The sequence below is a fragment of the Haemophilus sp. HMSC71H05 genome (assembly GCF_001838635.1).
Lineage (GTDB): Bacteria > Pseudomonadota > Gammaproteobacteria > Enterobacterales > Pasteurellaceae > Haemophilus_D > Haemophilus_D parainfluenzae_R.
On sequence record NZ_KV838024.1, the window covers coordinates 1 to 12,437 of the forward strand.

The following is a 12,437-nucleotide window of genomic DNA, read 5'->3' on the forward strand; positions in this document are numbered from 1 at the left end:
ACTTTTTTCTCTGTATATATAGACAAAAAGCCTGCGAGTTTTATACTTTTTGAGCAAAATTGCAAGTTTTGGATGAGCATTCTAATAAGTACGTTATATTCTCTTGAAAAAGTAAACATTATCATTCACATGCAATTTTGTTTTACGTATAATCTAAGAAACTCTCAAATAGTTTTAGGTCAAGTTTACGCGTTAAGCGGTATTTTATATTGATAAAATATCAGTTAAATGAGGTTTATTATGAAAATCAGTTTTCATTCTGTGTTACTTGGATTAGCGTCATGTATTGGCATTCAACAATCTGTGATAGCGAGTCCTCCTTCGTCTTCTCACCAATCAATATCTACTGAGTCCGCTGAGGCTTTAAAGCAACAATTTTCAATCGCTTTAGCTAAACAAGAAAAGCAACAAATTTCTATTTTACAGAAAAAACTCACCGCACTTTTTTCTTTACCTCCCCAATTTCTTGATAATCAGATCCAAATAAGCGAAAAAATCCTCACTCGCATTTTTAAAACAGATAAAAATCTCACCCCTAAATTTCTTGATTATTTATACTTTGAACCGATAAATACTGGCGATGCTAATTTAATTCAGGAAATGAAGAAAAACTTACTGGTGTCTTTTTTAGCGAATGAGCAGGCAAAAATTTATATTCGTCAAACAGATAATTCGGAGCAATTTGTTCAGGCTTTAATAGAACGGGGAGCCAAACCAGATCAAATTATATTATTGTCTTTGGATGCTAAAGGCATATTTCAAAAAATTATTGAACAGATGCGTCAAGATTTTCCTAATCAAACAACTTTTTCTATTACTGAGAATCGAGTGAGTTTGATAACCCCTTCTTCTGAAATTAAGCCCCGCCTCGCTCTAGCCAATATGATGTTTGCTCGCCAATTTAAAGGGGTGGAGGTTGATGATTTTTCGTATTTAGATCAAGCACGTGAAAATCTTCAACACAATAACTATGCTATTCGTTATAAGACTTTCCAAGCAATGCTTGAAGGCTTAAATTAATCCGTTTACTCACAAGGAGCCATTATGTTTTTATCTAAAAAATCAGTTACCTTTGCAGTTAGTGCGTTAGCAATGCTTTGCTCAGGTGCAGCCTTTGCTAAAGAAGCGCCGCAAGCACATAAAGCTGTGGAGTTAAGTATCTTACATATTAACGACCACCATTCTTATTTGGAACCGCACGAAGCAAGAATTAATCTAAATGGTCAACAAACAAAGGTTGATATTGGCGGTTTTTCTGCTGTGAATGGAAAACTTTATGAGTTACGTAAAAAGTATAAAAATCCATTAGTGCTACATGCTGGTGATGCGATTACCGGTACGCTGTATTTCACACTTTTTGGCGGTTCCGCTGATGCGGCTGTCATGAATGCTGGTAATTTCCATTATTTTACTTTGGGTAACCATGAATTTGACGCGGGTAATGAAGGTTTATTAAAACTACTCGAGCCATTAAAAATTCCAGTACTTTCAGCCAATGTTATTCCTGATAAAAATTCAATTTTATATAACAAATGGAAACCTTACGATATTTTCACTGTGGATGGAGAAAAAATTGCCATTATCGGTTTAGATACCGTGAATAAAACGGTTAATTCATCTTCACCAGGTAAGGATGTGAAGTTCTATGATGAAATTGCTACCGCACAAATTATGGCAAATGCGCTAAAACAACAAGGCATTAATAAAATCATTTTACTTTCACATGCAGGAAGTGAAAAAAATATCGAAATTGCTCAAAAAGTAAATGATATTGATGTGATCGTTACTGGGGATTCACATTATTTATACGGCAATGATGAATTACGTGGTTTAAAACTTCCAGTAATCTATGAATATCCGCTTGAATTTAAAAATCCGAATGGCGAACCGGTATTTGTAATGGAAGGTTGGGCTTATTCTGCTGTTGTGGGTGACTTAGGTGTTAAATTCAGTCCTGAAGGTATTGCGTCTATTACTCGTAAAATTCCTCATGTGTTAATGAGTTCTCATAAACTTCAAGTGAAAAATGCGGAAGGTAAATGGACTGAATTAACAGGCGATGAACGTAAAAAAGCGCTTGATACTTTAAAGTCAATGAAGAGTATTTCACTTGATGATCATGATGCAAAAACAGACATGCTTATTTCAAAATATAAAAGTGAAAAAGATCGTTTAGCACAAGAAATTGTTGGCGTCATCACCGGTTCTGCAATGCCGGGTGGTTCAGCAAATCGTATCCCAAATAAAGCAGGCTCAAATCCAGAAGGTTCTATTGCAACGCGTTTTATTGCAGAAACAATGTATAACGAACTCAAAACAGTGGATTTAACCATTCAAAATGCAGGCGGTGTTCGTGCGGATATTTTACCAGGCAATGTAACCTTTAATGATGCTTATACTTTCTTACCTTTCGGGAATACGTTATATACCTATAAAATGGAAGGTTCGTTAGTGAAACAAGTGCTTGAAGATGCGATGCAATTTGCTTTAGTTGATGGTTCTACAGGGGCATTCCCTTATGGCGCGGGCATTCGTTACGAAGCGAATGAAATACCAAATGCGGAAGGTAAACGTTTAGTCAGCGTGGAAGTATTGAATAAACAAACCCAACAATGGGAACCAATTGATGATAATAAACGTTATCTCGTTGGTACTAATGCTTATGTAGCTAGCGGTAAAGATGGTTACAAAACTTTTGGTAAATTATTTAACGATCCGAAATATGAAGGCGTTGATACTTACTTGCCTGATGCGGAAAGTTTCATTAAATTTATGAAAAAACATCCGCACTTTGAGGCTTACACTTCATCAAATGTGAAATTTAATGCTTCTAGTGATGCGTTACCTAAAAAATAAAAGCTAAAATATATTGAAAATAGCGCGTATTTAACACTCGATTTTATACCTCAGGCAAACCCACTTTATAGACCATCTGGTAAAGGTGGGTTTATTTTTTGTCGTTTTATCTCTTTCTATTACATTTCACTTTAGATTGCCATTCAAGCAGTCAGTTTCGTAGAGTTTTTACCATTACCTCATATTAATAAAGTCTGAATTATAAAAAGCGTAAAAAAGCCCATAGCACAAGGGCATTTTCTTGATATTTTGTGCTTGCTTGCATGTGTACTTTCGACGAACCTCTGTAATGGGCATAACTATGTCTATGGTGTTGTTCTGCTTCCGTAAAGTTATGCTCAACCATTTTTGCTAGACGTTTGTAGAGTTTTTCCCTTGCTCCGATGACTTAACTGCATTGGCATTTTGAGTAGTGTAAAAGCGCATTTTGTTCAACAACGTGCCGATATTGTAGAAATGGAAGGAAAAATTTGGCTCAACCTCGCCAATCCTTTAACCTTACTTGGTGTGCATGGTTATGATGAACCTCCACACATAACCGATTGTAAAATTAAAATTTTTATTTCATCTGATTTAGATGATCAGACGTTTGATAAGCTTACTGAAGCTGCATTAAGAAATTGTTTTATCTACAACACATTAAATAAAACGTTTTCTTTTACTGTCTTGTTTGAGCAAGTTTTGTAATTCATTATATCAGTTAAAAATACGACTTAAATTAAATACCATCAATATTTTCCTAATTTGAAATAATTGGTATTTTTTTATACCATAAATGCACTTTTGGAAACAATCCACTCAAATCCTACTGAGCGTTTCCTTCAAAATCGCACTTCTCCGTGCTATCATTTGCGATGGTTCCATCTCACCATTTAGGGCTTAAAGCCTTATTTTATTTAATCTGATTTTATTTTTATTCACTTAATTTTTAAGGGGGAAGCGTTGTCTTTATCTAAATTTATGGAAAAGCAAACGTCGTTCAATCCTTTAGTGATTGGTGCAACGTTATTTTTTGTGGTGTTGCTTGTCGCGATGATTTTAATCGCACCTGAACAAACACAAACTTTATTAAATGCTGCTAAATCGGGCATTTTTGCCAACTTTAGTTGGTTTTACGTATTAGCATTCTCAGTATTTTTGGGCTTTTTAGTCATTTTATCAGTCAGTAGCCTAGGTAATATCAAATTAGGCAATGATGAAGAAGAGCCTGAATTTGGTTTTCTGTCTTGGTTGGCGATGTTATTTGCTGCCGGTATGGGGGTAGGGTTGATGTTCTTTGGTGTAGCAGAACCATTGACGCATTACTTATCTGATATTACCACAGGCAGCGCAGAGCATAAGCAACAAGAAGCCTTGTTACACACCTTATTCCACTGGGGAATTCATGCCTGGGCGGTGTATGGCACGATTGCGTTGGCATTGGCTTACTTTGGATTCCGTTACAAATTACCTTTGGCATTACGTTCTTGTTTCTATCCGTTATTGAAAGAGCGTATTAATGGCAAGTTAGGCGATCTTATCGACATTATGGCGTTACTTGCCACCTTATTTGGTGTTATCACAACATTAGGTTTTGGTGCATCACAATTGGGTGCAGGCTTACATCAATTAGGCTGGATTAGCGAAAATAGCTTCAGCTTGCAAGTTGTCGTAATTGCCGTGGTAATGAGTTTAGCGATATTTTCCGCGATTTCTGGTGTAGGGAAAGGGGTAAAAATCTTAAGTGAGCTGAATTTAACATTAGCTTTCTGTTTGTTGATTTTCGTCTTAGTGGCGGGACCGACACTTTATTTGTTATCCGCTTTTAGCGACAACATCGGAACGTATCTTAGCAACTTAGTAAAATTAAGTTTCAAAACCTATGTTTATGAACAAGAACATACTAGTTGGTTTAGCGGTTGGACAATTCTGTATTGGGCATGGTGGTGTTCTTGGGCGCCATTTGTCGGTTTATTTATTGCTCGTATTTCGAAAGGGCGTACCATTCGCGAATTTATTTTCGGCGTGTTGGTGATTCCTAGCATGTTCGGTATCTTGTGGTTTACCGTATTTGGTAATACAGCCATTTGGTTGAATGATGGTGAAGCTGCAGGTGCGTTAGGACAAATGATTTCTTCGCCTGAAACGTTGCTCTTTAAGTTCTTAGATTATTTACCGCTTTCTGGTGTGACGGGTTTAGTGAGTTTGGTGGTGATTTCTTTATTTTTTATCACTTCTGCGGATTCGGGCATTTATGTATTAAATAACATTGCATCACGCGATAAAAGTCTTGCTGCACCACGTTGGCAAGCGGTGATGTGGGGCGTATTAATGTCAACTGTCGCCATTGTTTTGATGCAATCAGGCGGCTTGGCTAATCTACAGACAATGACGCTATTAGTGGCATTACCTTTCGCGATGTTGATGTTATTGATGTGTTTTAGTTTATGGAAAGGTTTGAGTGCGGATAAAAAATATTTTGATACCAAAGTTAATCCAACCAGTATTTTCTGGACGGGGGATAAATGGAAAGAACGTTTGGAACAAATGATGAACCAAACGCAAGAAAAAGATATTTTACGCTTCCTTAAACATACGGTATTGCCGGCAATGCGTGAGCTACGCCAAGAATTGATTGGTAAATATGAATTGAGTGTGCAAATTAACACGTTATTTGATCAAGATGAACCTGCAGTCGAGTTAGTCATTCAAAAAGATTTGATGAGAGACTTTATGTACGGGGTGAAATCTATCGGTCGTGAGGTGTCAGAGCAATTAATTAATGATGATAACTTGCCACATATCCAACATAGTATGACCTATGAGCCATACACTTATTTCTTTGATGGTCGAGTGGGTTATGATGTGCAATATATGGACCAAGATGAATTAATTGCCGATATGTTGAAACATTATGAACGTTATTTAAGTTTGCTAGACGATGTGGGTCAAGAATTGATGGCACACGAGCAAACAGAACTGGCTGAATAATAAGATTAAAGTGCGGTTGAAAATCCTATAAGTTTTTAACCGCACTTTTTATCTTAAAACAAATATGAAGATACAAAATACTTTTAAAGCAAATGTTATTTGGGGCAGTTTAGGTTTTAGTTTAGCGATTATTGCAGCTCTTTTATTTGATACGCAGCAAACGATATCTTATCTTGCTGCGGCGAAAGCCTTTATTTTCTCTCAATTTAGCTGGTTTTATATTTTACTGAGTGCATTTTTTCTGTTCTTTTTACTCTTCTTGGCGTTAGGACGATATGGTGATATTAAACTCGGGAGTGATGAGGAAGAACCAGAGTTTAAATTAGGCTCTTGGATTGCATTACTCTTTACCTCTGGAATTGGTATTGGCATTGTTTTTCTTGGCGTTGCTGAACCGCTTTCACATTTTCTTTCACCAATAGGTGAATATGAGAAAGTTCGAACAGCATTATTTTTTAGTATTTTTCATTGGAGTATCAGTGCTTGGGCTATTTATGGATTAATTGCACTTACGATAGCTTACTTCGGATTTCGCTATAAATTACCCTTTTCTTTACGCTCTTGTTTTTATCCCTTACTGAAAGAAAAGATTAATGGAAAAGTAGGGGATGTCATTGATATTCTCGGGATTTGTACCACCTTATTTGGCGTAGTCGCAACCTTAGGTTACAGTGCGATTCGGTTGGCTGCAGCATTCCACTCAATGCATTTATTGGATAACTCACCGTATTTGGTTCCCCTTATTTTAGTGAGTGTTTTTATCATTGCTATCTTAATTTCACTGCAAGGGATTGCCAACGGGTTCCGTATTCTTAGTGAGCTAAATCTAGGCGTTACCTTTCTCTTTATGCTACTGGTTTTGCTATTCGGTCCGACAATATATTTAATTTCTGCTTTTACGGAAAATATTGGTACCTATTTAAGCGGTTTAATTAGAGTCGGCTTCAAGGCTTATGCCTATGATGTAGAACATCTAGACTGGTTTATGGATTGGACGGTTTTTTACTGGGCATGGTGGTTTTCATGGGCACCCGGCTTTGGGATTTTTATCGCAAGGATTTCTCGCGGACGAACTTTGCGAGAGTTTATTTTCGGCGTATTGATGGTACCAAGTTTATTCTTCGTTTTGTGGTTCACGGTATTTGGTAATGGCGCAATTTGGGTGAATGAGCATCTTGCTAAGGGGGCATTAGGTCAAGCTGTAAATAATGTGGGGTCACTCCTTTTTGATTTTCTGAGTTATTTACCCTATTCCGGCTTAACTAAAACGTTAGCTTTATTTATTATCACACTCTTTTTTATTGTAACTATTAACTTTGGTATTTATACGCTTAATAATATCGCAATTGAAGACAAAAGCCAGGTTTCACCTCGTTGGCAATCTATGTTTTGGGGTGGTTTATTGTCAGCTGTTACATTTGTTCTTTATCTTTTTGGTGGTATTGAAATACTCCAATCAACGATGTTGTTTTTCTCTTTACCTTTTGCTCTATTGATGTCTGTGATGGCATGGAGTTTGTTGAAAGGTTTACGATTTGAACGTCAATATTATTCCACAGAGGTTTCAGATTTGTGGACTGGTGCAAACTGGCGTAGCCGTTTAAGACAGTTAGTGATTGAACCTAAGCGAGATGATGCCATTTTACATTTAAAAACAACGGCGCTTTTGGCAATGAGAGAGTTGCGCCAGTTACTCATTGGTACCTATGGTTTAAATGTGACCTTACAGCAACATTTTGGTCGTGATAATAATCAACTGGTTCTTTCTATTGAAAATGGTTTAGCAGAAGATTTTTTTTACCAAATTACCTTGTTCGAGAAGCCTGAGCCTGAAACTGCACAAGTTCATCATGCATTAATGGTTTCAACCAATATTCAATTGGAAGGTTATCCTTTGAGTATCACAAATGAAGAGGATTTGATCGTGGACATCTTGCAATGTTATGAGCGATACATGAAAGAACTGGATTTTGTTATTTCATAATTCCTGTCTCATGAGTAAACAGAACTGGCTGAATAATAAGACGAAAGTGCGGTTGAAAATCCTCTAATTTTTTTGACCGCACTTTTAAAATTACCTCTTGAGACAAATGCATAAAAAGAGTATATTCAAGCCCAAATTTTCAATTTAATTCTAACGGAGTTTTTCTATGTTTGGTTTATCCCCAGCACAAATGATTATTTTATTAGTCGTGATTTTATTAGTATTCGGTACCAAAAAATTACGCAATGCGGGATCTGATCTTGGCGCAGCAGTAAAAGGCTTTAAAAAAGCGATGTCTGATGATGAGCCGAAAAAAGATGCTGAGTTTACTCAAATTAAAGACGGTACAACTACCGCTGAAAAAACTGAAACTGTAAAAGATAAAGAACAGGCATAACTGTGTTTGATATTGGTTTTTCCGAACTTGTTTTATTGATGCTTGTGGGCTTGGTGGTGCTAGGCCCTAAGCGTTTACCTGTGGCTATTCGCACGGTAATGGGCTGGGTGAAAACGATCCGTGGATTGGCAGCTAATGTTCAAAATGAATTAAAACAAGAGCTTAAATTGCAAGAGTTGCAAGATAGTATTAAGAAAGCGGAACAACTTAATCTCAAACAGCTTTCCCCAGATTTAAGTAAAACCGTTGAAGAGCTGAAAGAGCAAGCTCAAAAAATGCGTGCAGAGTTAGAAGAAAAAGCGGCTGCAGCAGGAACAACGGTGGAAGAGCAAATTAAAGAAATTAAAAGTGCGGCTGAAAATCCGGCTGATTCTGCGGAAAAACTTGAGGTAAGCACACAAGAAACAGCAGAAAAACCGGTTGAAACAGCATCCACAGAACATGCAGAGAATGAAACTGCCGAAGTTTTGGAATCTGAAAAAACAGAAGTGGATTTGACCGCACTTGAACCTCATGAACAAGCTGAATTAACTGAGCGTTTATCCGATTACTATTCGCCGGATGATGTGGAGCTACAGCCAGCACCCAAATCTGAAGCGAAGTCCTAGAGAATAATTATGAGCAATATGACGGACGATTCCCAACCGTTAATTACCCATCTTGTTGAACTCAGAAACCGCTTATTACGTTGTGTAATTTGTATTTTAGTGGTTTTTGTGGCGTTGGTTTATTTTTCTAATGATATTTATCATTTTGTCGCCGCACCTTTAACCGCGGTGATGCCAAAAGGTGCAACGATGATTGCAACCAATATCCAGACGCCTTTCTTTACGCCAATTAAATTAACCGCGATTGTTTCGGTGTTTATTTCTGTACCTTATTTGCTTTATCAAATTTGGGCGTTTGTTGCGCCGGCACTGTATCAACATGAAAAACGTTTAATTTATCCGTTATTATTTTCCAGTACAGTTTTATTCTATTGCGGTGTAGCGTTTGCTTATTATGTTGTTTTCCCTTTCGTGTTTAGTTTCTTTACGCAAACTGCACCAGAAGGGGTCGCTATTGCAACAGATATCAGCAGTTACCTTGATTTTGCACTCGCATTATTCTTGGCTTTCGGTGTGTGCTTTGAAGTACCCGTTGCTATTATTTTGCTTTGCTGGACTGGTGTCACAACCACGAAAGCACTGGCGGCAAAACGCCCTTATATTATTGTGGGCGCGTTCTTTGTTGGTATGATCTTAACGCCACCAGACGTGTTCTCTCAAACTTTACTCGCTGTACCAATGTGTCTTCTCTTTGAGTTAGGCTTGTTAGTTGCACGTTTCTATCAACCTAAAGAGGATGGAGAAGAGGCAACTGATGAGGAAAGTGCGGTAGAAAATCAGGGTGATTTGAATCACAAAGATTAAGAAAATGGGCGTAGGTGATACGCCCTTTTAACATCATAAAAACAGGAAATATTATTATGACTCAACAAATTTTAGGCGGTTTTCCAACCCGTCGTCTTCGTCGTTTACGTAAACATGATTTTAGTCGCCGTTTAGTGGCAGAAAATACTTTAACCGCGAATGATTTAATTTATCCGGTATTTATCATTGAAGGTGAAAATCATCGTGAACCAGTCCCTTCTATGCCTAAAGTTGAACGTTTAACGATCGATCAGTTATTAATCGAAGCAGGTCTTTTAGTGAAATACGGCGTGCCAGTGATTTCATTATTCCCTGTAGTTGAGCAAGATAAAAAATCTTTAATGGCAGATGAGGCATTTAACCCGAATGGTTTGGTACAGCGCGCAGTGAGAGCATTGAAAGCCGCTTATCCAGAATTAGGTGTATTAACCGATGTCGCACTCGATCCTTATACACTACACGGACAAGACGGGATCATTGATGAAGAAGGCTATGTATTAAACGATATCACAACAGATATCCTGATTAAACAGGCTGTTTCACACGCTGAAGCTGGTGCTGATATTGTGGCACCGAGTGATATGATGGATGGTCGTATTGGTTGTATTCGTCAGGCGTTGGAAGAAAATGGTCATATCAATACGCAAATTATGGCGTACTCCGCAAAATATGCGTCTAATTATTATGGTCCATTCCGTGATGCAGTCGGTTCTGCGGGCAATCTGAAAGGTGGCGATAAGAAAACTTATCAACTTGATCCGGCAAATGGTAATGAAGGCTTGCAAGAAGTCGCACTTGATTTACAAGAAGGGGCAGATATGGTGATGGTGAAACCAGGTATGCCATATTTAGACATGGTATATCGCGTGAAAGACTATTTTGGTGTGCCAACCTTTGCTTATCAAGTTTCTGGTGAATATGCGATGCATATGGCAGCGATTCAAAATGGTTGGTTGAAAGAAAAAGAATGCATCATGGAATCATTGCTTTGCTTTAAACGTGCTGGTGCGGATGGTATTTTGACGTATTTTGCGAAGCAAGTCGCTGAATGGCTTTACTTAGAAGGTAAAAATAAATAAGCACTTTTTAACTTGAAGTGCTAATCCAGGTGTTGATTTTATATTTCATCTAATAAAAACGAGGAAATGTTAAATATTTTCTCGTTTTTTATTTTTTCTTCATTTTTTCTATAAAAAAACTATTGCCTAGTTGATTTTTCTATTGTTATATTGATGACACGCCGCAACAAGACGGTGATAAATAAAATAACGTTACACACATCATATTAACTCACTACTAGAAGGAAAATCCTATGTCAGCAGTAGCATCATTAGACGCATTTCTTGAAAAAGTGGCTCAACGTGACGGCCATCAACCTGAATTTTTACAAGCCGTTCGTGAAGTCTTCACGTCAATCTGGCCTTTCTTGGAAGCAAACCCTAAATACCGTTCAGAAGCTTTATTAGAGCGTTTAGTTGAGCCAGAGCGCGCAATCCAATTCCGTGTGGCATGGACTGATGATAAAGGTCAAGTTCAAGTAAACCGTGCTTTCCGCGTGCAATTCAACAGTGCAATTGGTCCTTTTAAAGGGGGGATGCGTTTTCATCCATCCGTTAACTTATCAATCTTAAAATTCTTAGGTTTTGAACAGATCTTTAAAAATGCCTTAACTACATTGCCAATGGGCGGTGCGAAAGGGGGCTCAGATTTTGATCCTAAAGGAAAATCAGATGCTGAAGTGATGCGTTTCTGCCAAGCATTAATGGCTGAATTGTATCGTCATGTTGGCCCAGATACCGATGTGCCCGCCGGTGATATTGGTGTAGGTGGTCGTGAAGTAGGCTATCTTGCAGGCTATATGAAAAAATTATCAAACCAAGCTGCTTGTGTCTTTACTGGTCGTGGTCTTTCATTCGGTGGGAGCTTAATTCGCCCAGAAGCAACAGGGTATGGATTGGTTTATTTTGCCCAAGCAATGCTTGCAGAGAAAGGGGATAGCTTCCAAGGTAAAACAGTTTTAGTTTCTGGTTCGGGTAACGTGGCGCAATATGCCATTGAAAAAGCGATGGCGCTCGGTGCGAAAGTCGTAACCTGTTCTGACTCTGCGGGTTATGTATATTTACCTGAAGGGTTTGATCGTGAAAAATTAGAGGCGTTATTAGAGCTCAAAAATGTAAAACGTGGTCGAGTAGAAGAGTTTGCAAAACAATTTGGCCTTCAATATTTTGCGGGTAAACGCCCTTGGGAAGTGAAAGCAGATATTGCACTTCCTTGCGCAACCCAAAATGAATTAGAGATCTCTGATGCGAAAGCCTTAATTGCAAATGGTGTGAAATTGGTTGCTGAGGGGGCAAACATGCCAACCACTATCGAAGCGACAGAAGCATTCTTAGAGGCTGGTGTATTATTTGGCCCAGGTAAAGCGGCTAATGCAGGTGGTGTTGCGACATCAGGTTTAGAAATGGTGCAAAGTTCACAACGTTTATACTGGACTGCTGAAGAGGTGGACAGACAGCTTCATCGCATCATGTTAGATATTCATGCAAACTGTAAAAAATACGGTTCAGCAGAAGGCCAAGCAAACATTAACTATGTAGTTGGTGCAAACGTGGCAGGCTTTGTGAAAGTGGCTGACGCGATGTTAGCGCAAGGCGTTTATTAATTCACAAAATGAATAAAAAATTGACCGCACTTTGTGATGAAGTGCGGTCATTTTTTATGGTGAATTTCTCAAGTAGAAATAGGCTATTGGCTTGCTTTTTTGCTCAAAAAGTGTAAAATCTTCAGGCTTTTTGTCTATATATACAGAGAAAAAAGT

Annotated in this window: 10 protein-coding genes; all 10 read left to right on the forward strand. The window is 38.0% G+C overall.

Annotation, left to right across the window (positions count from 1 at the left end; genetic code table 11):
- The first annotated feature begins 240 nt into the window (after window positions 1-240).
- The 10 genes from HMPREF3279_RS01325 to gdhA all read left to right on the forward strand — a co-directional run bounded on the left by HMPREF3279_RS01325 (window position 241) and on the right by gdhA (window position 12,281).
- Entirely contained in the window at window positions 241-1,020 is a 780-nt protein-coding gene (locus HMPREF3279_RS01325; protein WP_032827502.1) for a hypothetical protein, read from the forward strand.
- A gap of 24 nt (window positions 1,021-1,044) precedes the next feature.
- The gene (nadN, locus tag HMPREF3279_RS01330) at window positions 1,045-2,856 is read left to right on the forward strand and encodes an NAD nucleotidase (RefSeq protein ID WP_049357781.1); all 1,812 of its coding nucleotides are present in this window, start codon (window positions 1,045-1,047) and stop codon (window positions 2,854-2,856) included.
- A gap of 405 nt (window positions 2,857-3,261) precedes the next feature.
- The gene (locus tag HMPREF3279_RS01335) at window positions 3,262-3,543 is read left to right on the forward strand and encodes an OsmC family protein (RefSeq protein WP_230845737.1); all 282 of its coding nucleotides are present in this window, start codon (window positions 3,262-3,264) and stop codon (window positions 3,541-3,543) included.
- A 255-nt stretch (window positions 3,544-3,798) separates the two neighbouring features.
- The gene (locus HMPREF3279_RS01340; RefSeq protein ID WP_049369776.1) at window positions 3,799-5,826 is read left to right on the forward strand and encodes a BCCT family transporter; all 2,028 of its coding nucleotides are present in this window, start codon (window positions 3,799-3,801) and stop codon (window positions 5,824-5,826) included.
- 64 nt (window positions 5,827-5,890) lie between these two features.
- Window positions 5,891-7,810: a BCCT family transporter gene (locus tag HMPREF3279_RS01345; RefSeq protein ID WP_070867830.1), complete on the forward strand. Its 1,920-nt coding sequence runs from the start codon at window positions 5,891-5,893 to the stop codon at window positions 7,808-7,810.
- Between the two features lie 166 nt (window positions 7,811-7,976).
- Window positions 7,977-8,207: a twin-arginine translocase TatA/TatE family subunit gene (gene tatA, locus HMPREF3279_RS01350; protein ID WP_005695386.1), complete on the forward strand. Its 231-nt coding sequence runs from the start codon at window positions 7,977-7,979 to the stop codon at window positions 8,205-8,207.
- A 2-nt stretch (window positions 8,208-8,209) separates the two neighbouring features.
- The gene (gene tatB / locus HMPREF3279_RS01355) at window positions 8,210-8,815 is read left to right on the forward strand and encodes a Sec-independent protein translocase protein TatB (RefSeq protein ID WP_070867831.1); all 606 of its coding nucleotides are present in this window, start codon (window positions 8,210-8,212) and stop codon (window positions 8,813-8,815) included.
- A gap of 9 nt (window positions 8,816-8,824) precedes the next feature.
- Window positions 8,825-9,619 carry a twin-arginine translocase subunit TatC gene (gene tatC, locus HMPREF3279_RS01360; protein ID WP_070867832.1) on the forward strand — a complete coding sequence of 265 codons (795 nt, stop codon included), beginning with the start codon at window positions 8,825-8,827 and terminating at the stop codon, window positions 9,617-9,619.
- Between the two features lie 56 nt (window positions 9,620-9,675).
- A complete protein-coding gene (hemB, locus tag HMPREF3279_RS01365) occupies window positions 9,676-10,698 on the forward strand; it encodes a porphobilinogen synthase (RefSeq protein WP_070867833.1) in 1,023 nt (340 codons plus the stop codon).
- Window positions 10,699-10,931: 233 nt separating this feature from the next.
- Complete coding sequence (gdhA, locus tag HMPREF3279_RS01370) at window positions 10,932-12,281, forward strand: NADP-specific glutamate dehydrogenase (RefSeq protein ID WP_070867834.1); 1,350 nt, start codon at window positions 10,932-10,934, stop codon at window positions 12,279-12,281.
- Window positions 12,282-12,437: the final 156 nt, after the last annotated feature.